Genomic DNA, 23,423 nt, shown 5'->3' with positions numbered 1-23,423 from the left:
TTGGCGGTTATCTTCTTGCGGAACGGCCAGAACTCACGCCAAGTTCTTGGCTGTTCTGTCGATCTCTTTCCCGGTGCGCGACTTTTACAGGTCCACTACATTGGCTTCGCCATTTGTTCGCCAGAACTCCCTCACCACCGCGTAATGGGATTCGCCAGAATTCCCTCACCACAATTGATTTCAGGCGACCACTTAGACATGATTGACGACGCGTCCCGCGTCCTCATCATGCCCCAAGAACTACCATGCGACTTCTATCGCTCGCCGTTTGTCTGCTGACCACATTGCCTTGCATTGCTCAACATCCGGTCGACAAGCCGAACATCATCATCATCTACACCGATGACCAAGGGTTTGGGGACGCCAGTTGTTTGAATCCAGATTCAAAGTTCAAGACTCCGAATCTGGATCGTTTGGCTGCGGAAGGGCTGACGCTGACCAATGGACACTGCAGCGACACCGTGTGCACGCCGTCTCGGTACGGATTGCTGACTGGCCGGTACAGTTGGCGCACGACGCTCAAGAGTGGGGTCATGGGGGCCGAAGGCAAGTGCTTGATCGCCGATGATCGGATGACGATCGCGTCCATGTTGGCTCAGAACGGCTACGATACCGCGATAGTCGGCAAGTGGCATCTCGGGATGGATTTCCCCGGCACCGAAGATTCTCGCGACTGGACGCAACCCGTGCAGGACATGCCGCTGGACAAAGGATTTCAGTATTTCTTTGGCATTCCCGCCTCTCTCAACTACGGCGTATTGGCTTGGTTCGAAGGCCGCTACGCGAAAGTTCCGCCGACGCTGTTCACGGCCAAGAAACCAAACGATCGGCATGTCGACTACCGAATCATGCCTCCTTACCAAGCGACGCCGCAGGAAACCAAACAGGTCTTGGGCAAACCCGGGATGGAGATCGCCAAGGATTTTGTGGACAACGAATGCCTGACGACCTTTACCGATAAATCCATCCAGTGGATCGATCGGCACGAACAAGGAGTGAATCAGGACAAGCCGTTCTTTTTGTATCTGCCACTGACGTCACCTCATTATCCTGTCTGCCCATTGCCCGAGTTTTGGGGCCAAGGCCAGTGTGGTGGATACGGAGAATTCATGATCGAAACGGACCACCATATCGGCCGACTGTTGGATCATCTCGATGCCAGCGGACTCGCCGAAAACACGCTGGTGATCGTGACCAGTGACAACGGTCCCGAGAATTCTTGGCAAGCGCGCGTGAAGGAGTTCGCGCATCACAGCAACGGACCCTATCGCGGCGGCAAACGCGACATCTACGAAGGCGGCCATCGAGTGCCTTTCTTTTTGCGGTGGCCGGCCGGGATCGCGTCGCCGGGACGTCGCTCCGATGCGCTCGTTGGACAAATCGATATCACGGCAACCATCGCTGACCTGCTGTCGATCCAGTTACCGCCCGACGCCGCCCCCGACAGCCAGAGCTTTGCCGGCTTGCTTCGTTCACCCGATCTGCCTCACACACGAGTTCCGCTGATCCATCACTCCGCCGCAGGACGATTAGCGATCACGGACGGGAATTGGAAACTCATCATGCCACATCGCAAATCAAAAATCGAACTGTACGACTTGGCGAGCGATCCCAGCGAATCCAACAACGTCGCGGGCAAGTACCCTGAACGGGTTGCGGTGTTGACGAAGCGAATCACCGACATCGTTCGCAACGGCAGATCAACCTCCGGCGCTTCACAGCCGAACGACACTCCCTATTGGAGCGATCTGACTTGGATGAGTGAAGCAGAGTACGCCCCGGATTAGAAGTTTGCCTGCGTTTGACCCGCAGCCGAAGGAGACTGCTGATTAAATCGAAATCAGGAACGCAAGGGTGAGCCGTGGGCCGTAAGGCACCGGGCAGTGCGCTAGCCCGGATTATTCATGCGGCTGATTGATTTTAGCGCAAACAGATTCTTGACAATGAGTTGTGACATCGTTGGGAAATGCAGATTGTTTTTCATAACCCGACGCGTAAGCGAGGGATTTACCGAGTATCCCTCGCTTACGCGTCGGGTTATGAATCATCCGGGCTAGGGGCCCGGCCGCTGACGCGTCACGGCTCACTAAGTCAGCAGTTTCCGAAGGTGTAGGCGGAAGCAGCGTTGGACACTCCGGTGTAATCCAGTTGGCAGTGTCTTCTGCGTCAAGTGGCCTATTGACTTAATGAGCCGCCATCTACCCCAGTGCTCGTACGAAATCACAGGATGACAGAAAACCGATCAGTCTGCCGTTGTCCATCACTGCGAGATGGTGGACACGCTGCGTCATCATCTTTTTCGCAGCTTGGCTGATGTCGTCGGTCGGCGCGACGCTCACGATCCCTCCTTGCATGATTTCCACCACGGGATCTTCTTTGAATTTTCGGCGTGCCAAATCAACTGCCCACACACAGTCTTCATAGTGCGGGTAGTCACTGTGCAGCACTTCGTTCGTGTCGCGAATCAGCCTCGCCAGATCGGTGGACGTCACCATGCCGACACACAGCCCATCATCGACCACCGGCACCGACGAAACCTGTTCGCGCTGCATCAACTCCAGCAGCTCGCCGATCGTCGCGTCCGAACGGATCGTCACAACGTCGCATGACATCAGATCGGAAACGCTTGAACCAAGCTTTTTCTCATCGATCATGGCAATTGTCCTTTAGTCGCTGTTGTGTTCGCCCAGACTATCTTGGTTTGGTCTCCACCACTTCGCATTCCTTGGGCATCAGAATGTGCAAGCTCTCTGACTCCTGATCTTCGTGTTGTTCCAAGGCATCGACAATCAATTCCAGCTCATCGATCGCAGCCGTCCATGAATCAAACGGTGGATCAGGCTGATTCAATCGATCAATGAACTCCTGCAGGCGTCTGCCCAGCACGTCGTGATCATGGTTTGTCTGCCGACGCACCGCATCAACCTGATCAGCCACTTCGGGATACTTGTCCACCAGTCGCTCCAGCAGTGAAAGCTCGCGGGCGAAGTGATTGTGGATGTAGTCTTGCAGCGGCTTGAGCTTGCCCGCCATTTCACCGAAACGCGGTATGCCAAGCTGGGTGACTTCCGCCATCCACCTACGCAATTCGTCGATTTGAGACTGCAAGGCAAGGTCGTCGTCTCGCCAATCGGCAAAGATCTGACAAAGACTGCTGTCGATATTCGTGCTCATGCTTTACCTCTTGCCACGTGAATCGCCAGACTCATGCGATGGGACTCGAATTCCGCACAACATTCATTCGACCATGCAATTACGATGCCATGCAAGGAAAATCCCCTCACGGAATCCCGATATTTGGCGATAGTGAGCCTGGGCGAATTCGTTACCCAACAACATAAATCGACAGACTGTCGGTTTTTCCAAATCACGTAGCCGCGTCTCTCCGAGACGCGAACTTTCGAGCCTCGGAGAGGCTCGGCTACGTGTTTGGAACAGCTATCAACAGATCCGTGGCAGCATCGCGGCCAACGGTTCATCCAAGGGTTGGTCGACACCAACACCGCGCCGCACCAGCACAGGTGAGACGCGGCACGGCTGGACTTCGCCAATCACGCACGCATGTCGGCTGATCTCCACCCGCCTCAATGCTTGCAACGCATCGTCTGCCCTATGACTTGCCACTGCCGCGACAAAAACGCCTTCTCCGGCCACGAATAGCGGATCGAGTCCCAAGATCTCGCTGACGCCGCGTGCGGAATCGGACAGCGGCAGTTGTGATTCGTCGATCCACATCGCATTTCCGCACGCTTCGGCCCATTCGTGACAAACTGCCGCGACGCCGCCGCGAGTCGCATCACGCATCGCAAATAGATCGCTCCCCAGCGCCGCATGCAATGCCATAGTCGCCAACTGCAACGGCGATGAATCGGATTTCGGTGCAGGCGTGAATCCAAGTGACTCTCTCGCACACAACACGGCAAAACCGTGTTCACCTATCGGTCCCGATACGATCAGCTTTGCACCCGTCTTTAATCTCTTGGGACCGACCAATCGCGGTTCTCGAAAGACACCGACCGCCGTCGCACTGAGAAACATCCCGTCGACGGAATTCTTGGGAACGACCTTGGTATCGCCCGCAACGATCTTGATGGCACACGCTTTGGCGGCACCGGCAATCCGATCAACGATCCGGTCAAACTCGCTGATCGCAAAGCCTTCTTCGACGATGATCGCCAACGTCATGTACTTCGGTGTCGCGCAAGACACAGAAAGATCGTTGACCACACCGTGAACGCACAATGAGCCGATGTCACCGCCGGGAAAGAATCTCGGGGACACGACAAAACTATCCGTCGTGATCGCGACTTCGCCCTCGAACTGACCCAGATCCGCAGCGTCGGCATCGATCTGAACATCATATTCCCCCAAACGCCCCAAAACGCGTTCGCGTAAAAATCGACGCATCACTCGGCCGCCTTCGCCATGCAACAGTGTGATGCGATCACTCGCCGTCGAGGGAAGCGGACAGTTGACTCCCTGGTTTGATTTCATGAATGCTCTCCTGTTTGAGCCAACGGCGCGAATCGAAAGTAGGCAGCGCAGACGCCCTCACTGGAAACCATGGGAGCGCCGAGCGGAGACTCGGGAACACAAGTCTTGCCAAACTCGGCACATTCATATGGCTCAATCCTGCCCGACATGACATCCGCCGCCCGACAGACATCCCGGTCAACGATGGGTGGTGAGAAACAACGAGCGAAACGATATGACGCATCAAATTCCTGCCACTGACGACGGAGACGATAGCCGCCGCTAGCGATCAAGCCAAAACCACGCCAATTGCTGTCAGCTACTTCATAGACTTGATCGATCAGATCCGCTGCTGCCAAGTTTCCTTGCCGACAAACGCTGCGTCCAAAACGATTCTCGACTCGGTGTTCGCCTGATTCCAACTGTGTCACACACGCTAAAATCCCGCCGAGTAGATCGAGCGGCTCGAACCCGGTCACGACAACGGGAGTCTTGTATTCATTGGAAAACGATTCATAACAGTCAAAACCGGTGACGACGCAGACGTGACCTGCGGCCAAGAATCCTTGGACGCGATTGTCTTCGCTGGCGGCAAGCGTTCTCATCGCCGGCAACACGCGGACATGCGCCGGCAGCACACAGAAGTTCATCAGCTTTCGCTGGGCAGCCTGCAATACAGCCAAAGCGGTCGCCGGCACCGTTGTCTCGAAACCGACGGCAAAGAATACGATGATGTGATCGGGATGCCGACTCGCCAGTTCCACCGCGTCGATCGGCGAGTACACAATCCGCACACTCCCTCCTCGGCTTCGGGCATCCAACAACGAGTCCCGATTGCCAGGCACTCGCAACATGTCGCCAAAACTTGCCACAATCGTCTTGGGCTGATGCGACATTGCCACGGCCCAATCAATCAGTTCCGGCGGTGTCACACAAACGGGACATCCCGGGCCATGGATCAGCTCAACCGTCTGACACAATTGCTGCTGAATGCCACTGCGGAGCAAACCGTGCGTTTGACCACCACAGACGTCCATCAAAGCCCAGCGTCGCGTGCAGATGCGGCGAATTTCATCGACCAGCGTCTTCGCCTGTTGGGACGAACGATATTCATCAACATGCTTCATGGTTTCTCCGCTTCGTCATCACGATCCATTTTGTCCAATCGAGACAACTCCCCAAGCGTCGTTTGGGCTTGCTGTTCATCGACAATGCAGATTGCGATCCCGGCATGGACGACGACATAGTCACCGACCTTGGCATCGGTCACACAAGCCATATGAACATCTCGACAAACTCCCGCAAACTCGACCCGAGCCCGGGCAAACAGTGGGTCCTGATCAAGCCATTCTTGAACGCGTCCTGGAACACCTAGGCACATGACAAATCCTCTCTGGCCACATGAGCTTCTCCCGAGTGCGGTGTCATCGCTGACGCAGCGATCAACTGTCCCAACGCCAAGCCGCCGTCATTCGTTGGGATCGAGCCGGGAAACCGAATGTCAACCGCCAGTGCAGTCGCTCGGTCGTGGATCAATTTCAACAGCAAGCGATTTTGAAAGACGCCGCCGCAAACGACCGCCGGAAAACCTGCAAAGCGTCCCGCAACTTCGACGACTGCGTTTGCGACCGCACGATGAAACTTCATCGCAATCCGACCAGACGACAAGCTTGGCAGATCCTCCAACAAATCGACTAGCAAAGGCCTCCAATCGAGCAGCAGCGAATCGCCGCTGTGCAACTCAAACCGATAGCTGCCGGTTTCACTTTCGTCACAAGCCGACTCCAGTCGCATCGCCGGCTCGCCTTCATAATCCGCCTGAAAAATACCCAACGAAATCGCCGCAACCGCATCAAACAACCGCCCCATGCTGGTCGTCATGGGGGCGTTGTCGATCATGAAGCATGCCGTCGATAAATCGAGCCGGTCGGTGAACTTGTGAATCCAAGCATCTAATTCATTACCGTCACACACTTGCGAAATCAACGAAAGAGCGGTCCGCCACGGTTGCTGGATGGCTGCTGCTCCTCCGGGCAATCGAAACGGCTGCAGATATCCCACACGGTTGCACTCTGATGGACTCGCGATCAGTATCTCGCCTCCCCAAATGGTCTGGTCACTCCCTGCACCACTGCCGTCAAACGCGATCCCCAGCACTTGTTGATCTAGTAACCCGTGCTGGAACGCAGCGGACACGACATGGGCGTGATGGTGCTGAACCCGAACGACGGATTGGCCGGATTTCTCCGCCAGCATGGAGCTGAAGTAGTCGGGATGTTGATCGCAAGCGTACGAGCCGACTCTATTTCCGATGAGTTTTTGCCATGCGGCTGTTTCTTCCATGAACCGTGACCGTGTCTCTTCCGTCTCCAGGTCGCCGATATGCGGACCGAGAAGCCAGTGAGAGGTTGTCGCGATTCCGATAGAACATTTTTGATGTCCACCCAAGGAAACGATCGTGTCCGACGATGGCACAGACCGCGACCATGACATCGGGGAGATTCCTCGCGCCGCCCGCACGGTCATGCATTGCCCGGCAACGAATTGAACGACGCTATCATCGATCGGGCGAAGAATCTCGCGGTCGTGGTGAAGCCAGAGATCGGCAACTTCTCTCAAGGCACTCATGGCATCATCGTTTCGATACACGATCGCTCCGCCAGACAGATTCGCGCTGGTCAGCACTAAAGGTCGAGCAACTCGATCTGCGATCATCCAGTGCAATCCGGTTGCCGGTAACATCACCCCTACCGTGTTCAATCCCGGTGAGATCTCCTCTGCAAGCAACCCGTTGTTCTTCGCCGGCATGATCACGATCGGGTTTGCAGGGTCGCTCAACTGCGTCTGCGATCCGGAATCAATCTCTGCGATCTCAACCGCCATTCTCAAGTCACGAACCAACACTGCCAACGGCTTTCTGGCTCTGTGTTTTCGCGTTCGAAGCTCAGCCACGACATCCCGCTGCGTCGCATCGCACATCAACTGATAGCCACCCAGTCCCTTGACCGCGACAATCTGTCCACTGACGATCGCGTCGGCGATGAAAGACAAGAATCCCGGACCGCTCTCTAGAACATTGTCGTATTGATCGGTCACCCAGCATCTCGGGCCGCAGTTGGCACAACAGTTGGTCTGCGAATGAAATCGTCGATCGGCGGCGTCGGTGTACTCACTGTGACACGCGTTGCACATCGCAAACTCATGCATACTGGTTCGCTGCCGGTCGAATGGCATCGCAGCCAAGATGGAGTATCGTGGACCGCACTGGGTACAAGTGGTAAAGGGGTAGCCGAAACGACGCGAATTGCCGTCGCTGAGATCCGCGATACACTTCGAACAAATCGCCACGTCAGTGGGAACGACGGTGGCGAAACTTCCCTCCACCCGACTTTCTCGAATCACAAATCCATCGAACTGCTCTCCCGCATCGCTTGTCCATGCATTCGCGATTCGGTAGGTCTGACCAAGTTTCTCAGCAAACGCTGTCAAACCGTCAACATCTCCGGTAACCGTCACGTCCACTCCCTCGGCGGAGTTGCGGACAAAACCGCGCAGTCCAAAACGAACCGCCAAGCGTGAAACGGCTGGACGCACACCACGACCTTGGACGAGTCCCGTCAGTACAAAGTTTCGGCATGGCTGCTGCTCGCATTCGGTTCGTACGACGCTCACGACAAACGCTCCAACATCTCACGTCGACTGCGTTGCAAGTATTCACACCACGCATCGATCCCGTCATCATGGATCGAGCAAACCTGCAGAACATCCACGTCTCCCTGGATCCGCCGTGCGTCCTCGGTCGCATTGTCCACACAAAACGGGACGTAAGGCAGTAGGTCCGTTTTCGTCAGCACCATCAACTGGCTGGTGCGGAACATCTTGGGATACTTTCCCGGCTTGTCATCGCCTTCCGTTGTGCTGAGCACAACGACACGTAGATGCTCGCCCAAGTCATGCGACGCCGGGCAGACGAGGTTACCGATGTTCTCGATGAATAAGAAATCGAAATTGATCTGAGGTAGCATCGCAAGCCCTCGTTTCACCAAACTCAATTCCAAATGACACGCACCGCCCGTGGTCAATTGCTCAACTGGCACCAACGGAGCCAACCGTTGCGCGTCTCGGTCGGTTGCCAAATCGCCGACCAAGACGGCCATCTTGAATCGCGATCCCCAGTGACGGCAGGTGGCTTCCAACAGGCTTGTTTTCCCGGCGCCCGGTGATGAAACGAGGTTGACGACGAATGTGCCGCGCCGTGTCATTTCTTCGCGGAGCGTCTGGGCCGCCGCTCTCTTGTCGGCTTGCACATCGCGGTTCACTCTCACAATCGTCTCAGCCATGCTGTGCTCCCGCGGCCAAACCACAGTCACTCGCGACCTTTCGGTCGTTGTCCCGATCCGATCGATGATCCATGCATTCATCCACATTTGAGTCCACGATGGTCACCGTTTTCAACAGCACTTGATCACCCGAAATCACCTGCACATGACGACAACCGCACGCGTTGCAGCGGAACACAAATCCTTGGACCTCAGACACTGAATCACATTGCCGGCACTTGACCAACAAGTCAGTGAATTGAATGTTCAAGACTGCGTCGGCCAAGCGTGTGCCCGGGACCAATTGCTCAAACGCACTGACGACCAAATCAGGCTCGACCCCGGACAGTGGTCCGATCTCAATGACGATCTCTTTCGCGGCGATGCCACCGTTCTGAGCAAGCACATCGTTGACTTGCCGCAGCAAGCTACGCACCAAGGATGTTTCGTGCATCGGCTACCTCCTGAACAATTCGCTGTACACATTCGTGAGTCCCCGCCAGCGCCGCCTCACTGACTGCCGACAGCGGCTGGAACTGTGATCCCCGAACAAGCCAAATCTCGACGTGATCAACGCGGTGCCCTAGGTTCAACGCTAACTCCAAGACACTGGGCAGTCCAAGATCATGTGTTCCACGCGGGTCCTTGGTGTTGATCGTAGCACAATCATCCCACTGCGATGAAGCGTCATACCGCATACTCAACACGCAAACGTCCATTCCCACGGCCGCATCAATGATCAATACCCGCTCGGCGCGGTCCAAATGATCTAAGCATTGCAGTGGGTTACTCACCTTGATCGCGCGGCAGGGTAGTTCACCGTGTAACAACAACTCATCGATCGCCAACCAGCCGATTTGATCGTCACCGTGTGGGCTGCCGATCCCGATGATCAAAGTATGCTTGTCGCGAACCATGCTATCGGCGCTCCATCGTTAATCGGAGGAAATGAGTGCTGCAACTGATACAGGGATCGTACGTGCGAATCAACTTTTCGCATTCCGCCGCCACGCGATCGTCGGACTGTTGGATGATCGATGGCAGAAATCCGACTAAATCGAGTTCGATTTGTTTTTGGTTCTGTGACGTCGGTGGAACGATCTTTGACGTGACCACCTCGCCGACGTCGTTGACCTGATAGCTGTGATAGATCATCCCTCGCGGTGCCTCCGTCGCGGCGCAACCAAATCCGTTGCACGGCGTGTACTCCACGAAAGGACGCTTCAGTGGGCGAAACGACTTGATGATCGAGATCGCTTCGATCAGCGAATGAACGACTTCGATGCTGCGCGCCAGAATCGAATGAAAGCGATTCTCGGTCGGTCCATCGGGAAACAATTCATCGGTCAAGCGTCTTGCCTGCGGAAAAAGTCTCTCGTGATTGAATCGCAAACGCGCCAGCGGTCCCAGGAAATACGGAGCCCCTGCGTCACCGATCTCCGACTGCAGTGCCGTGCTATGCGGTACGTGGACTTCGGCAAAGTGTTTCTCGTAGTCAGCCACAGCGATCTTTGGCCGCGCCGAGGACGCGATGTGACCTTCGTTCATCGGATATTCCTCGTCATGTTGCAACGCGACCATCTCCATCGGCAGATCAAAACAAGGAAAGTCAAATCCGGCCACCCATCGTGCCGACTCAATCGCCGCATCCAGAGCGGACTCCAAGTCCGGCAGCAGCTCGGTCAGCTGCGAAACCTCCGGAGACCTGTAGAAACCGCCGACGCGGACGTTGACGGGATGGATCGCACGTCCGCCCAGGATCTCCAATAGCCGATTGCCAACCTTCTTGATCCTCAGCCCCTGGGTGACTTCGTCGGGAAACCGCTTTGCCAGTTCGATCCCACTGTGTGAGTCAAAAAAATCGGGTGCGTTGAGCATGTAAATATGCAGGACGTGGCTCTCAATCCACTCACCACAGTAGAGCAAGCGACGCAGGATGCGGATCTCGGGTGTGATTTCGACTCCCAAGGCCTGTTCCAACGCGTGCACGGATGTCATTTGATAGGCAACCGGACAGATTCCACAGATGCGGGCGGTGATATCGGGCACTTCCTCCAAACGTCGTCCCTGCAGGAACGCTTCAAAGAATCGGGGCGGCTCGTAGATCGACAGTTTCACGCTTTCGACTCCGCCATCGCGAAGCCGAACGTGCAGCGCGCCTTCGCCTTCCACGCGAGTGAGCGCCTCCACGGTAATCTTGCGAGTCGATCCGTCTGTCATGAGTTCGTCTCGGATTTTGAAATAAGTTTCGGTCTGCCACGCTCGACACGATCGCTTTCGATCTGAAAGACGCGTGCCCCTGCGTTCATGTTGCGCAGTTGCGAGATCAAATGCTGCGGAGACGTTCCCGATGCCAAGTAGTGGTCCGACAACGGCTCACAATTCGCTTGCTCGGCAGGCCCAAAGCATCCGTAGCACGGTCGGTCATAGGCGGGGCAAATTGCCCCACATCCGGCTTGAGTGACCGGGCCGACGCAAGGCTGACCGGTCGTGACTGCGATGCACACCGTTCCCCTGCGTTTGCATTCCATGCAGACACTGTGTGTCGGAATGTTCGGACGACGATTCGTGATCATCGCCTTGATCACCGTCAGTAGTTGTATCTTGTCGATCGGGCAACCACGAAGCTGAAAATCAACCTCCACGTGTTCTTCGATCGCCGTGCTCGTTGCCAACGTGTCGATGTACTGTGGATTCGCGTAAACCAGCCGCAAGTACTCCGCATGATCGGCCCAGTTTCGTAAGGCTTGGATTCCTCCCGCGGTCGCGCACGCACCGATCGTGACGAGTTTGCGCGACTGTTGACGGATTTCCAAGATTCGCTGAGCATCCCTTGCCGTCGTGATCGAGCCTTCGACCAATGCCAAGTCGTAGGGTCCCTCACCGATATGGCTGGAGGCTTCCAGGAAATGAGCAATCTCCACCGCGTCGGCGACATCCAACAACTCGTCTTCGCAACTCAACAGCGACAACTGGCATCCGTCGCACGAAGCAAACTTAAAAACTCCCAACCGCTTGCGTGTCGTTGACTTGCTCATAGCGATCGCACCTCCAACAACGCTGCGACGCGGTCGTATCTCAGCACGGGTCCGTCCTTGCAAATGAAATGGGGTCCAAACTGACAATGCCCGCAATGGCCAAAGGCGCACGTCATGTTTCGTTCCAGAGAAACCCAAATGTGATCAGTCGACACACCGATGCGCTGCGCCGACCTTGCAGCGAACCGCATCATGATCTCTGGTCCGCAAGTCATCACCACCGTTTGATTGGGGCGATCAAGCTCCAGACGCTCCACCAGCGGTGTGACGACACCAACATTTCCCGACCAATCATCGGTCGGTCGATCGACTGTCGTCTGCACCGTGATGCCTTCATACGACCAATTCATGTACTGAGTCGCGTAAAGCAGATCGGACGGACTGCGTGCCCCCATCAGCAACCAGATGCGGCCAAAACGCTCGCGTTTGGCCAACAATTCGTAGATCACTGGACGCAGCGGTGCCAACCCAATCCCTCCCGCGATCAAAACCACATCGCAACCGCTGCACTGTTCCAACGGCCAATGCGAACCGTACGGTCCGCGAACGCCCAACGTCGTGCCGACGGTGGACAACGCCAACCGGTTGGTGACGTTTCCGACCGCTCGGACGGTGTGGACCAATTCGTGGCAGTCACTCGGATCGCCACTGACTGATATGGCGGCTTCGCCAATCCCCGGCAAGTACAGCATGTTGAACTGCCCGGCGCGCAAGCGATAGCTCGCCGCATCACCACTGTCGCTCAGCCGCAAATGGTAGGTCCTCACCGAACGAACTTCGTCGTCTATGCCGACGATCTCCGCTGGCATGACACGCCAAGGATCAGACAAGGATTGCCTCTTTGTAAACGGTTCGTCATCAATATTCGGCACTGGTTTTGTCGTCCCAGAAACTCAAGCGGATTGCAGATCTTTTGTTCGATAGACATGTTTGTCGATGTCACGGCCGTTGTGATCTGTGCACTGCCGCACGCACCTCGCACATACCGCGCGGATTCGCCCACGCTACTCTGGCGATTCTGACGATTCACGCAACACCAACACAGGACAGGTAGCCAATCGTATCACACGTTCTGCCGTAGAACCGAGCAGCAAGTGCTTCAAAAAACCGTAACCATGCGAGGGGATGACGATCAAATCTGTTTTCAGCTGCTTCGCAAGCTCGGCAATGTGGCTGCCAGGATCGCCGATCGCAATGTGCAGTTCCACTCGGTCATATTTCACGGCCGCGAATCGCTCCTTCAAGATCTTTGTCACGTGCGCGATCCGCGAATCATCCGTCAGATTACCGTAAAGATAGCCGAGTTCCATCGCTGACAGGATCGGTAAGACGTGAACGACATCGACGTAACCATCAGGATCCGTGATTTCCAGGGCACGTTCCAAAGCATCGTATGCCAGATCACTAAAATCAATCGGAACGAGCGTCTTTTGTGGTCGCAGTCCAGACATCGTCGCAGCCTCATCCGTTCTCGTGTGAGTATGTTCGGTGTACTTGGTGGCGACTGTGTTAATGCAAATGCAGTGCCATGCGGCACACTGTAACAACGAGCTACAGAATTGGTGTTGCGGCACAAGCTTTGCGGACGAGTGACGGATCAGCCCAGCCCACGCCACCAACGCCCGCATGTTCAGCATGTTCATTGACCCCTTCGCACGACTGCGTTTGTCCGCCGTGACTCCACTGGTGTTTCTCTTTGCGTTGCTCTCATACACACCGACGACAGCGTGGAGCGACGATGATGCCGCCAACGTTAGTGCAGTCCACACGGTACAGATGGAGGTCTTCCTACGCTCGGATCTGCCAAAGTCCGCTGAAACGATCGCGTACATCGAACACCTCAAGAACAAACGTCCCGGCCTAGATGTCGTCGTTCATGATGTGCTCAAGGATCGCGAGCAACTGGCACGCTTGTACGCGTTGACCCAACGATTTGGCCGCCCCAAACCAGTGGTGCCGAGCTTCTACAGTTGCCGACAAATGTACTACGGTTTCCTGGACGCACAGCGAAGTGGCCCGGGGATCGAAGCTTTGCTGACGATGGACGTGTACACCCGCGACACGTGCCCCAAGTGCCAGGAAGCCAAACGGTTCTTGCCTCAATTGAAGCAACGTTGGCCAGCAATCGAGTATCGAATACACGAAATCACTGGAGACGATATCGCTCGCGCCCGTTGGCATGCCCTCAGCAGCGCAGTGGGCGGATCGCCGGGTCTGCCCACGTTTGATTTTGCGGGTCGCGTCATTGTGGGTTACTCCGGGGACGCGACAACCGGCCGGCAACTGGAGGACTGGATCCGCGAAGTCGCAAGCGAACCGTCTGCAAAACAGCCTGCCGGGAAACCTGACGACAAACCGCCGCCCAAACCGTCGCAAACCAAACCGTCGCAAGTCCAACCGGGATTGATTTCGCTGATCAACGTGTTGCAAGCCGCTCAAGCACCGGATGCATTATCCGAAACGTCGGATTCAAACGATTCACCGGTGATGGAGTTTCCTGAATTCGAGTTGCCGGGTGAAGCCACCGAGGGCGATGTCGGCGCGGCTACACTGCAACCGCCCGAGGAGGCATCCGGTACGCCGTCGGATACGATCGAGCTGCCATGGTTCGGCCCAGTTCGTGTCACCGACATGGGCTTGCCACTCTTTACGTTCATCGTCGGGCTTGTCGATGGGTTCAATCCGTGCGCGATGTGGATTCTGGTCTTCCTGTTGTCGATCCTGGTCAACATCAAAGACCGTCGCAAGATCATCATGATCGCCGGTACCTTCGTCGTCGTCAGCGGCCTCGCCTACTATGCGTTCATGGCTGCCTGGCTGAGCATGTTCTTGCTGATCGGAATTGTTCGCCCCGTTCAGATTGCGTTGGGGCTGATCGCTTTGACGATCGGTGTCATCAACGTCAAGGACTTTTTCGCGTTCAAGAAAGGCGTGTCGCTTTCGATCCCTGAGAAAAGCAAGCCTGGGTTGTACCGACGCGTGCGTGAGATTGCCCAAGCCAAGTACATGACCGCGGCATTGGCAGGCGTTGTCGTTCTGGCCGTCGTCGTCAACATGGTCGAGCTACTCTGCACGGCAGGCTTGCCCGCTCTGTACACCCAAATCCTGACGCTGCAGGATCTGCCCGCATGGCAGAACTATCTGTATCTCGGACTCTACATCTTGGCCTACATGCTCGACGATTCGATCCTGCTGGGGATCACCGTGGTCACACTGTCCAATCGCAAGATGCAAGAACGCGAGGGCCGATGGCTGAAACTTCTCAGCGGACTGGTGATCCTGGTCCTCGGCCTCGTCATGATCTTCCGTCCCAGCTGGCTGACGCTGGTTGGCCACTAGTGGTCTGGGACAGCTAGAAGTTAGGGTTTGCCGTAGTGGATCTTGCCAAAGATCCTACCGCTACAGGATCTTTAACAAGATCCACTACCCTAAAGATAAGTTGTCGCAGATTACTAGGTGCCAAAATCGCGAATTGCGCTTTGATACCAGCACGAAGCGCTAGCGAGTGTCTCACTGTTCTATATTCACTCGCTTGCGCTTCGTGCTGGTTTTTGCATCGCTTCCAATCAAAGTCCATTCACAATCGCAGCCCTAGCGGGGACTTCGCTGTCAGTTCGTTTCGGCGTATCGTTCCTGCAGTGACAACACTTCCATCGGCATTTCACGTGTCACTTTCATCGCCCTGACGGCAGCCTCGGCGGCAGCCAAAGTCGTGATACAGGGAACTCCGTACTGCACCGCCGCGGCTCGGATCTTGCCTTCGTCCGTTCTGGCACCTTTGCCACTGGGTGTGTTCAGGATCAACTGAACGTCCTCGTTCTTGAGGTAGTCGATCAAGTTGGGGTGTCCTTCGGCGATCTTTTTGACGCGTTCGACCGGGACGCCGGCATCCTCTAGACGCTTGGCGGTTCCCGTGGTTGCCAACAGGCTGAACCCGAGCTCCCGCAACAATTTGCCGAGACTGAGCACGGAATCCTTGTGTCGCGCACTGAGACTCAAGAAGATCTTTCCGCTATCGGGCAACTCGGCACCCGCAGCGATTTGGCTCTTGGCGAACGCCAGCGAAAACAGCTCGCTGATGCCCATCACTTCGCCGGTGCTCCTCATTTCAGGACCCAGGACGATGTCGACACCGGCAAACTTGCGAAACGGAAAAACGCTTTCTTTGATCGACACGTGACGCGGGATAGGCTCCGAAGTGACCCCCAGTTGCTTCAACGTGTGACCCGCCATGACTTTGGTGGCCAAGTTTGCCACGGGCACACCTGTCGCCTTGGCAACAAACGGCACCGTACGGCTCGCGCGAGGATTGACTTCCAAGACGTACAACGTCGGCGTTCCGTCTTCCAACTTGATCGCAAACTGAATGTTCATCATGCCGATGACATTGAGCGCCTTGGCGAGTTTCTCTGTCGCCTCGCGAATCTCTTGCAGCACCGGCTGTGGGATGCTGAACGGTGGAATCGCACAAGCGGAGTCGCCCGAGTGTACACCGGCCTCCTCGATGTGTTCCATGATCCCCATGATCACCGCATCGGTTCCATCGCAAATCGCATCCACGTCGACTTCCGTGGCATCCTCCAGGAAACGATCGATCAGGACCGGCTGTCCGTCGGCGACAATGAACGCTTCCGCGACATAACGCTCGAACTGTGATCGGTCGTAGCAGATCTCCATCGCACGTCCGCCCAAAACAAAACTCGGACGCACCAGTGCTGGATACCCGATGCGATCCGCTTCTTTGCGAGCTTCCTCCATGTTGCGTGCAATTCCGCTTGGCGGCTGACGCAATTGCAGGTCGTTGATCAACTGCTGGAAACGCTCTCGGTCTTCGGCGGCCTCGATCGTGTCGACACTGGTTCCGATGATCGGCACACCGGCTTCTTGCAATCCGCGAGCCAAGTTCAGCGGGGTCTGTCCGCCGAACTGGACGATCACTCCGTCGGGCTGAGTCGCATCGCAGATGTTCAAGACGTCTTCGATCGTCAGCGGCTCAAAGAACAGGATGTCGGACGTGTCATAGTCGGTGCTGACCGTTTCCGGGTTGCTGTTGACCATGATGCTTTCGATACCGATCTCACGCAACGCGAAACTGGCGTGGCAACAACAGTAGTCGAACTCGATTCCTTGACCGATTCGATTAGGACCACCACCCAGGATGATGACACGTTTTTGGTCGCCTTTGGGCGGCAGTTCGGTTTCGGTCTCGTAGGTGCTGTAGTAATAAGGCGTGTAAGCTTCAAACTCCGCGGCGCAGGTATCGACGCTCTTGTACGCCGGTTTGATGCCGAGTTCCAAGCGTCGGGCACGGACTTTGGTCTCGGTCGACCCAAGCAATTTCGCCAATTGACGATCAGAAAACCCGTCGCGTTTTGCGTCCCACATCTGGTCATGGTTGATTTCGTCCAGACTGCCGATCGCCGCGATGCGTTCTTCCATTTCGATGATCTGAACCATGTGGTCCAAGAACCATCGGTCGATGTGTGTCAGGGAAAAGATTTCATCGATCGAAATCCCGGCCTTGATCGCGTATCGCATGTAGAAGATACGTTCGGCGCCCGGCGTCCCCAGCTTTGCTTTGATCGCATCGATGTCTGGCTGCTCGTCGGTTCCCCACAAATCACGATTGTCACAACCCAGGCCAAAGGCACCCACCTCCAGTCCTCGCAACGCTTTCTGCAGTGACTCGCGGAACGTTCGCCCGATCGCCATCGTCTCACCGACCGATTTCATCTGTGTGGTCAGCGTAGAATCGGCATCAGGAAACTTTTCAAACGCGAATCGCGGCATCTTGGTCACGACGTAGTCGATCGTGGGCTCAAAACAAGCCTTCGTCTTTTGCGTGATGTCGTTACGCAATTCCCAGAGGCGGTAACCGACTGCGAGCTTTGCAGCAATCTTTGCGATCGGGAACCCGGTCGCCTTACTCGCCAACGCACTGCTGCGACTGACCCGAGGATTCATCTCGATGACAATCATGCGGCCCGTGTCGGGCTCGATCGCAAACTGGATATTGCTGCCGCCGGTCTCGACACCGATCTCACGAATCACGGCCAACGAGGCGTCACGCATCCGCTGGTACTCTTTGTCGGACAGCGTCTGAGCTGGTGCGACGGTGATGGAGTCACCGGTGTGTACTCCCATTGCGTCGAAGTTCTCGATGCTACAGATGATCACGACGTTGTCGTCACGATCCCGCATCACTTCCATCTCGTATTCTTTCCATCCGATGATGGATTCTTCGATCAGAACCTCCGTCACCGGAGACTGATCCAACCCGCTTTTGACCAACACGTCAAAGTCGTCTTTGTTGTACGCGATCGCGGAACCGCTGCCGCCCATGGTGAAACTGGGACGCACCACGGCGGGCAACCCGACCAGCTCCAAGGCCTCGCGTGCTTGCTCCAACGTTTTGACGGTTCGGCCGAGACAGACGTCCAAGCCGATCTTTTCCATCGCCTGCTTGAACTGCTCGCGTTCCTCGGCCTTCGCGATCACTTTGGCATTCGCGGCGATCATCTCGACGCCGTATTTCTCCAAAACTCCGTGTGCGTCCAAATCCATCGCGACATTGAGTCCGGTTTGCCCCCCCAGCGTGGGCAGCAAGGCATCGGGGCGTTCCCGCGCGATGACTTTCTCGACCATCTGCCAAGTCAGCGGCTCGATGTAGGTCGCGTCCGCGGTCGCCGGATCGGTCATGATCGTGGCCGGATTGCTGTTGACCAAGACGACCTCGTAGCCTTCCTCGCGTAGCGCCTTGCAAGCCTGGGTCCCCGAATAATCGAACTCACAAGCTTGGCCGATCACAATCGGGCCGCTTCCAATCAACAGGATTTTTTTGATGTCGTCGCGTCGTGGCACTGCGATTCTCGTGCAGGGTCGGAGGGGAACTGAGGGACGATCGCCCAAAACGTATGAGAAGATATCAGATAGAGGGCAGGTTTGCGTAGGACACGCAATCACACATTTACGCAGCCGCTGAGCTTGAGTAACGATTTGCCACCGATTCAGCGTGCAAGGTTTTGCACAGCCCCCAAACCGCGATGAAACATTGGCGAATTGCCGCTAAAAATCCGGCCGTTGATTCTCGCCGAGGAATTTCTGCAGCCCCTGCGTCAGTCGCTGCAGTTGATCATCACGGTGAGCCGCGGAAAGCGAGATTCGCAGTCGAGATCCATTCTCGGGGACGGTCGGCGGGCGAATCGCGGGAACGTAGAAACCCAGCTCCCTCAGTTCCCGGGAAATCGTCAACGCCACCCGCTCCGAACCCAGTGGGATCGGGACGATCGGCACGCTGTTCTCTGGCTCGTCGCACGTCAGTCCCAAGTCAGCTCGCAGCCGCTGCGCTAATGCCCGAACACGCTCTCGACGCTCGGGATGCTGGCGAATCTGCAGCAATCCCGAGCGGCCGGCCGCCACCGCGGAGGGCGCCAGAGCCGTGCTGAAGATCAGCGTCCGACAGTGGTTGATCAAGTGATCGACCACGATCGCGGGTGCAGCAACGAACCCCCCTTGCGCCCCGATCGCCTTGCTGAGCGTGCCGATCCGAATCGCAACTCGCTGCCGGACTCCCAAGTGCTCGCACAATCCGCCTCCGGATGCTCCCAGCACGCCCGTCGCGTGCGCCTCGTCCACGATCAACGTCGCGTCATGTTCCTCCGCCAAATCGCACAACGCGACCAAGGGTGCCGTATGCCCGTCCATGCTGAATACCGTGTCGGTCACGATCCATACGCGCGCGTACTTGGCTCGGTGCGTCTGCAGCAACTGCTCAACAACTGAAACATCGCGATGAGGATAGACCAGGCAGTCCGCACGGCTGAGACGACAGCCGTCAATGAGCGACGCGTGATTCAACGCATCGCTCAAGATCAAGTCGCCTTTCTCGGCCAAAGTCGCGACCGTTCCACAGCACGCCGCGAATCCGCTGGGAAACAGCACCGCCGCCTCGGTCGACTCCAACGTTGCCAGGTCGTCGGCCAACTGTTGATGCAAATCCGACCAACCGCAAACCAGAGCACTTGCCGTGCTGCCGCTGGGTAGGCCATTGCTGAAGTCAGCGGACATGCCATCCGGCACGCTATCGGGACATGCCGCCAATCCCAGGTAATCGTTGGAACCGAAATTGATCAGGCGGCTGCCATCGGGTTCAATCAAGATCGTCCCGTCGCATTGCCGCGGAACCAGAACGCGATCTCGATGCTCGCGACGCCGTTGCGATTGGGACTGAAACAGATGCTCAAAGGCCATGATCAGCCCGGCGGCCAAGTGAGTTTGCGACCACCCATCAAATGAAAGTGCAGGTGGGGCACCTCTTGTCCGCCGTCGTCGCCACAGTTGACGATCAATCGATACCCTGCCGACAGACCTTCTTTGGCCGCGATCTTTGTCGCCACCAAGACACAGCGGCCGACGATCTGCTCGTCTTCGTCGGTGAGATCGATCAAGGAAACGATTTCCTTTTTCGGGATGACTAAGATGTGAGCCGGCGCCTGCGGATTGATGTCGCGAAACGCCAAGCACAATTCGTCTTCGAAAACGATGTCCGCTGGAATCTCACGATCGATGATTTTCTTAAAAACCGACATGGTTCTCTCCTGCCGAATAAATCTGCCGCTCAGCCGACTTGACCGACGACCAAGAACATGGGGTTAAGTGATTCGAAACGGACACGGTCCAATTGATTGGTTCCTCGTGCGATATTGATCATGCGAACTTCCGTTTGAACGCCTGACGATTCCATCACGGCTTGAACCGCAACCAAATTATCCGGACTGGACACGCTGACCGCGATTCGCCCATGCTTGATCCGCTGCAGGGCCGCACGCACCAGGTCGGGAACCATTCGTCCGCTGCCGCCCACAAAGATTGCGGTCGGATCCGGCAGATTCTGCCATGCCTCGGGCGCTTGGCCGTGAACCGGTTGCAATGCCGGAACATCAAACATCTTGGCGTTCTCCAACATCAATCCGTAGTCCTCCGCGTCCATCTCGATCGCAAAGACTTGGCCCTGACGGGCGATCTGAGCAGCTTCGATCGCCATCGATCCGCTGCCTGCGCCGACGTCCCACATCACGGTATCCGGTGTCAGCTCCAACTCGGCCAACGCGATACAGCGAACTTCCGACGGAGTCAGCAATCCACGCTTGGGTCTGGATTGCAAGAACAGATCATCCGGATTTCCGAACAAACGATGGCGTGTCGCTCCACTGGGTCGATCCGCAACGCCCTTGCGTCGAACCAACACCATCACATTGAGCGGCGAAAAGCTCTGTTGGCGGATCGATTGTAAGTCACCTTGGGTCACCGTTTCGTTCGGTGTGCCCAGATTTTCGCAAACATAGGCGTTGAAATAATCGATCCGTCGATCCAACAGCGCTTCGGCGACAGCCCTTGGCGGGATAGCTTCTGTGGTGAACAATCCGACACGATCCGCGGTGCGAATCGTGTCCACGACACGATCCAACGGAGCGATCGCCAAATTGGTCAGGTAGGCATCGTCCCAGCTTTCTTTTACACGGGCGAACGCCAATTGCATGCTGCTGACGTTCGGGACGACTTCGAATCGCTCCTTGCCCAACGAATCCGTTAAGAACTTGGCGATGCCATAGAACAGCGGATCACCGCCGGCCAACAGCACCGCACGTTTGCCGTCCAGACCAGCAAGCTTTTTCGTCAGCGCATCCAACGTTCCGTCCACAGCGATTCGTTGAACCCCATCGTCGACGGAATCTCCGTCCGTCACTTTGTCCAACATCGCCTGATTGCCGATCAACACCTCGGCTTCGCTGACCAGCCGACGTGCATGACCGGTCAATCCGTCCAAGCCATCGTCACCGATCCCAACAATGTGTATGCGTTCGTTCAAGTGTGAATTCCTTGCTTGTCTGTTGTCCGATTACAGCTTCTTCAGTGCCGCCAAAATCTCGTCCACCGTGCTGCGTCCTGCGTGTGACTTGCTGACCTTGCTCCAAGCCACCCGACCGTTCTTTTGGATCACGTAGGTTGCAGGGTAAGCCGTCTCGCGTGGTGCGTCCCAACGCAGCCCCCAGGATTCGATCATTCTCATTCCCGGATCTCGCACCATGACCAGCGGCTCGGGCAGCGATCGCGATCCCACAAACTCTTCCGCGTGCCGCTCCAACAACGTCGCTTCGCCGGGATACACTAGTATCACACGCTTCGCCTGTTGCCCCAAGGCTTTGGCGCGATTGGCGATCGATGAAACCTGTTTGCTGCACAGCGGACACTGATACCCAGGATAGCCCCGCAACACGATGACAACCGCCGGCCCGTCCGCAATGGCATCTTTGAGCGTCAAGTAATCGTCGCTGCCGACCAACGGCAGTTCAAAATCTGGAGCCTTGTCGCCATCCGCCAGAGTCGGCGTCTTTTCGGCAGTGTTTTGCGCGGAAACAGGATAACTCGTTAACGCCGACAATGTGATCGTCAAGCAACAGACGATGAGGCGAGGGGCGATGAGGCGGCTGGTCTTGAACATCATTCGGATTTCCAAAGCAAGGTTCGTGTTTCTGAAGTAGAACTTTCTGGAGTTGAACACAGGTCGGTTTCACGTGATTGAATGTGATCTCAACGACACGGCAACGTCAATCACGACCTTCTCGCTTACGCTTGCTGTAACGTTGTAATGTTCGTCGTTCTTTGCTGGTCAAGCTCGCTTCGCCCGACTCGTGAATCTTTGCCAGGATGCGGTCGGCTTCCGCTTCCTCCTGTCGCAACTTTTTGTCCGGATCGTGAACCTTTAACTTCGTTCGACGTGCTGATGTCTTGACGTTGTCACGAAAGCGTGTGACGTCCAAGAACTCAAGATTCCAGCGTTGATAGAAGTACAACGCGCCGAACGCGGCGCCCGCCAAGTGGACCGTGAACGCCGTGCCGCCTCGGGACTGAATCCCAGAGCTCGCTTCGCTCAACATCGTCAGCGTCCCCAACAGGTCGCCGGCAACGAAGATAACCGCGATGATCCACGCTTTGATGGGAAAGACCATCATCAAGAGCACTTTCTCGTGCGGATAATGGCAGGCAAACAGAATCGTCGTCGCCAGTACTGCACCACTGGCCCCGATCACGCCGCCGTCGACCTTTCCCGTCACCCAATACGTCAGTGAGCCGAGCACGCCGCCGATGAACATGGAGACGAGATAAAACCGCAGGAACTCGCCACGCCCAATCTTCTGCTCCACGGGTCGTCCGAAAACGAACAAGCCCAGCATGTTGAACGCGATGTGGAATATGTTTCTCTGATCGTGAATGAACCCGTAAGTCAAAAACTGGTACCACGTCCATGGCTCAATGACCGTGTCCCGCCGCACCGCAAACCACTGGGCAAACCGGCTGACGGAAACCACTTGGCCACTGATGTCGACTTTCTCCTGGAACAGCATGTCCAACAAGTGAATGGCAACGGTCACGACCAACAGAATGATCACCACACTCTTTGGCTGCATCCGTCGCTGCTCGCGTTCGTACTGCTCCCACGGAGTCAACGCATCATCGCGTCCGTAGTCGCGTTCGTAGAGACCCATGAAGATTCCAGGCGTCGCGTTTTGGGGAAAGGTGTTCAAAGCAGGAA

General features: G+C 56.2%; 21 protein-coding genes. 2 read left to right on the top strand and 19 right to left on the bottom strand.

The window, feature by feature from the left end; genetic code table 11:
- Nucleotides 1–245 precede the first annotated feature (245 nt).
- Complete coding sequence (locus Pla52nx_RS15625) at nucleotides 246–1,787, top strand: sulfatase family protein (protein ID WP_146523578.1); 1,542 nt, start codon at nucleotides 246–248, stop codon at nucleotides 1,785–1,787.
- A gap of 411 nt (nucleotides 1,788–2,198) precedes the next feature.
- Here the strand turns inward: Pla52nx_RS15625 and Pla52nx_RS15620 are convergent, their stop codons facing one another.
- The 13 genes from Pla52nx_RS15620 to Pla52nx_RS15560 form a co-directional block, all read right to left on the bottom strand.
- A complete protein-coding gene (locus tag Pla52nx_RS15620) occupies nucleotides 2,199–2,654 on the bottom strand; it encodes a CBS domain-containing protein (RefSeq protein WP_146523577.1) in 456 nt (151 codons plus the stop codon).
- 37 nt (nucleotides 2,655–2,691) lie between these two features.
- Nucleotides 2,692–3,174, bottom strand: coding sequence for a hemerythrin domain-containing protein (locus Pla52nx_RS15615; protein ID WP_146523576.1), 483 nt, complete (start codon nucleotides 3,172–3,174; stop codon nucleotides 2,692–2,694).
- A 267-nt stretch (nucleotides 3,175–3,441) separates the two neighbouring features.
- Complete coding sequence (gene hypE / locus Pla52nx_RS15610; protein ID WP_146523575.1) at nucleotides 3,442–4,494, bottom strand: hydrogenase expression/formation protein HypE; 1,053 nt, start codon at nucleotides 4,492–4,494, stop codon at nucleotides 3,442–3,444.
- The gene (gene hypD / locus Pla52nx_RS15605) at nucleotides 4,491–5,600 is read right to left on the bottom strand and encodes a hydrogenase formation protein HypD (protein WP_146523574.1); all 1,110 of its coding nucleotides are present in this window, start codon (nucleotides 5,598–5,600) and stop codon (nucleotides 4,491–4,493) included. Before hypD ends, hypE begins: the two co-directional genes overlap by 4 nt.
- On the bottom strand, nucleotides 5,597–5,854 hold the full coding sequence (locus tag Pla52nx_RS15600; RefSeq protein ID WP_146523573.1) for a HypC/HybG/HupF family hydrogenase formation chaperone: 258 nt from the start codon (nucleotides 5,852–5,854) through the stop codon (nucleotides 5,597–5,599). The genes hypD and Pla52nx_RS15600 overlap by 4 nt, the downstream gene beginning before the upstream one ends.
- Complete coding sequence (gene hypF / locus Pla52nx_RS15595; RefSeq protein ID WP_146523572.1) at nucleotides 5,845–8,145, bottom strand: carbamoyltransferase HypF; 2,301 nt, start codon at nucleotides 8,143–8,145, stop codon at nucleotides 5,845–5,847. The genes Pla52nx_RS15600 and hypF overlap by 10 nt, the downstream gene beginning before the upstream one ends.
- Entirely contained in the window at nucleotides 8,142–8,813 is a 672-nt protein-coding gene (gene hypB, locus Pla52nx_RS15590) for a hydrogenase nickel incorporation protein HypB (protein ID WP_146523571.1), read from the bottom strand. The genes hypF and hypB overlap by 4 nt, the downstream gene beginning before the upstream one ends.
- Nucleotides 8,806–9,246, bottom strand: coding sequence for a hydrogenase maturation nickel metallochaperone HypA (locus tag Pla52nx_RS15585; RefSeq protein WP_146523570.1), 441 nt, complete (start codon nucleotides 9,244–9,246; stop codon nucleotides 8,806–8,808). The genes hypB and Pla52nx_RS15585 overlap by 8 nt, the downstream gene beginning before the upstream one ends.
- Entirely contained in the window at nucleotides 9,221–9,709 is a 489-nt protein-coding gene (locus tag Pla52nx_RS15580; protein WP_146523569.1) for a hypothetical protein, read from the bottom strand. Before Pla52nx_RS15580 ends, Pla52nx_RS15585 begins: the two co-directional genes overlap by 26 nt.
- Before the next feature lies 1 nt (nucleotide 9,710).
- On the bottom strand, nucleotides 9,711–11,012 hold the full coding sequence (locus Pla52nx_RS15575; protein ID WP_146523568.1) for a Ni/Fe hydrogenase subunit alpha: 1,302 nt from the start codon (nucleotides 11,010–11,012) through the stop codon (nucleotides 9,711–9,713).
- Nucleotides 11,009–11,830, bottom strand: a complete 822-nt coding sequence (locus Pla52nx_RS15570; protein WP_146523567.1) for an oxidoreductase — start codon at nucleotides 11,828–11,830, stop codon at nucleotides 11,009–11,011. Before Pla52nx_RS15570 ends, Pla52nx_RS15575 begins: the two co-directional genes overlap by 4 nt.
- Nucleotides 11,827–12,660, bottom strand: coding sequence for an FAD/NAD(P)-binding protein (locus Pla52nx_RS15565; RefSeq protein ID WP_231742832.1), 834 nt, complete (start codon nucleotides 12,658–12,660; stop codon nucleotides 11,827–11,829). The genes Pla52nx_RS15570 and Pla52nx_RS15565 overlap by 4 nt, the downstream gene beginning before the upstream one ends.
- Nucleotides 12,661–12,834: 174 nt before the next feature.
- Complete coding sequence (locus Pla52nx_RS15560; protein ID WP_197455127.1) at nucleotides 12,835–13,281, bottom strand: universal stress protein; 447 nt, start codon at nucleotides 13,279–13,281, stop codon at nucleotides 12,835–12,837.
- A 184-nt stretch (nucleotides 13,282–13,465) separates the two neighbouring features.
- Here Pla52nx_RS15560 and Pla52nx_RS15555 point away from each other — a divergent pair, with 184 nt between their 5' ends.
- On the top strand, nucleotides 13,466–15,169 hold the full coding sequence (locus tag Pla52nx_RS15555) for a glutaredoxin family protein (RefSeq protein ID WP_231742830.1): 1,704 nt from the start codon (nucleotides 13,466–13,468) through the stop codon (nucleotides 15,167–15,169).
- A 270-nt stretch (nucleotides 15,170–15,439) separates the two neighbouring features.
- Here the strand turns inward: Pla52nx_RS15555 and carB are convergent, their stop codons facing one another.
- The 6 genes from carB to Pla52nx_RS15525 form a co-directional block, all read right to left on the bottom strand.
- Nucleotides 15,440–18,691: a carbamoyl-phosphate synthase large subunit gene (gene carB / locus Pla52nx_RS15550; RefSeq protein WP_146523564.1), complete on the bottom strand. Its 3,252-nt coding sequence runs from the start codon at nucleotides 18,689–18,691 to the stop codon at nucleotides 15,440–15,442.
- Nucleotides 18,692–18,895: 204 nt separating this feature from the next.
- Nucleotides 18,896–20,080, bottom strand: coding sequence for an aminotransferase class I/II-fold pyridoxal phosphate-dependent enzyme (locus tag Pla52nx_RS15545; protein ID WP_231742828.1), 1,185 nt, complete (start codon nucleotides 20,078–20,080; stop codon nucleotides 18,896–18,898).
- Nucleotides 20,081–20,082: 2 nt separating this feature from the next.
- Entirely contained in the window at nucleotides 20,083–20,418 is a 336-nt protein-coding gene (locus Pla52nx_RS15540; protein ID WP_146523563.1) for a histidine triad nucleotide-binding protein, read from the bottom strand.
- Nucleotides 20,419–20,447: 29 nt separating this feature from the next.
- Complete coding sequence (gene cbiE / locus Pla52nx_RS15535) at nucleotides 20,448–21,698, bottom strand: precorrin-6y C5,15-methyltransferase (decarboxylating) subunit CbiE (protein WP_146523562.1); 1,251 nt, start codon at nucleotides 21,696–21,698, stop codon at nucleotides 20,448–20,450.
- 30 nt (nucleotides 21,699–21,728) lie between these two features.
- Nucleotides 21,729–22,334, bottom strand: coding sequence for a redoxin family protein (locus tag Pla52nx_RS15530; protein ID WP_146523561.1), 606 nt, complete (start codon nucleotides 22,332–22,334; stop codon nucleotides 21,729–21,731).
- Between the two features lie 103 nt (nucleotides 22,335–22,437).
- Entirely contained in the window at nucleotides 22,438–23,415 is a 978-nt protein-coding gene (locus Pla52nx_RS15525; protein ID WP_231742827.1) for a rhomboid family protein, read from the bottom strand.
- Nucleotides 23,416–23,423: the final 8 nt, after the last annotated feature.

It is taken from the genome of Stieleria varia (genome assembly GCF_038443385.1).
GTDB classification, from domain to species: Bacteria; Planctomycetota; Planctomycetia; order Pirellulales; family Pirellulaceae; genus Stieleria; species Stieleria varia.
This window is presented reverse-complemented; position numbering and strand designations above follow the sequence as displayed.

Excerpts from the sequence above, each read along its gene's own strand:
- Pla52nx_RS15625 (WP_146523578.1), top strand. The coding sequence starts at position 246 with ATGCGACTTCTATCGCTCGCCGTTTGTCTGCTGACCACATTGCCTTGC.
- Pla52nx_RS15620 (WP_146523577.1), bottom strand. The coding sequence starts at position 2,654 with ATGATCGATGAGAAAAAGCTTGGTTCAAGCGTTTCCGATCTGATGTCA.
- Pla52nx_RS15615 (WP_146523576.1), bottom strand. The coding sequence starts at position 3,174 with ATGAGCACGAATATCGACAGCAGTCTTTGTCAGATCTTTGCCGATTGG.
- hypE (WP_146523575.1), bottom strand. The coding sequence starts at position 4,494 with ATGAAATCAAACCAGGGAGTCAACTGTCCGCTTCCCTCGACGGCGAGT.
- hypD (WP_146523574.1), bottom strand. The coding sequence starts at position 5,600 with ATGAAGCATGTTGATGAATATCGTTCGTCCCAACAGGCGAAGACGCTG.
- Pla52nx_RS15600 (WP_146523573.1), bottom strand. The coding sequence starts at position 5,854 with ATGTGCCTAGGTGTTCCAGGACGCGTTCAAGAATGGCTTGATCAGGAC.
- hypB (WP_146523571.1), bottom strand. The coding sequence starts at position 8,813 with ATGGCTGAGACGATTGTGAGAGTGAACCGCGATGTGCAAGCCGACAAG.
- Pla52nx_RS15585 (WP_146523570.1), bottom strand. The coding sequence starts at position 9,246 with ATGCACGAAACATCCTTGGTGCGTAGCTTGCTGCGGCAAGTCAACGAT.
- Pla52nx_RS15580 (WP_146523569.1), bottom strand. The coding sequence starts at position 9,709 with ATGGTTCGCGACAAGCATACTTTGATCATCGGGATCGGCAGCCCACAC.
- Pla52nx_RS15575 (WP_146523568.1), bottom strand. The coding sequence starts at position 11,012 with ATGACAGACGGATCGACTCGCAAGATTACCGTGGAGGCGCTCACTCGC.
- Pla52nx_RS15570 (WP_146523567.1), bottom strand. The coding sequence starts at position 11,830 with ATGAGCAAGTCAACGACACGCAAGCGGTTGGGAGTTTTTAAGTTTGCT.
- Pla52nx_RS15560 (WP_197455127.1), bottom strand. The coding sequence starts at position 13,281 with ATGTCTGGACTGCGACCACAAAAGACGCTCGTTCCGATTGATTTTAGT.
- Pla52nx_RS15555 (WP_231742830.1), top strand. The coding sequence starts at position 13,466 with ATGTTCATTGACCCCTTCGCACGACTGCGTTTGTCCGCCGTGACTCCA.
- Pla52nx_RS15545 (WP_231742828.1), bottom strand. The coding sequence starts at position 20,080 with ATGGCCTTTGAGCATCTGTTTCAGTCCCAATCGCAACGGCGTCGCGAG.
- Pla52nx_RS15540 (WP_146523563.1), bottom strand. The coding sequence starts at position 20,418 with ATGTCGGTTTTTAAGAAAATCATCGATCGTGAGATTCCAGCGGACATC.
- Pla52nx_RS15530 (WP_146523561.1), bottom strand. The coding sequence starts at position 22,334 with ATGATGTTCAAGACCAGCCGCCTCATCGCCCCTCGCCTCATCGTCTGT.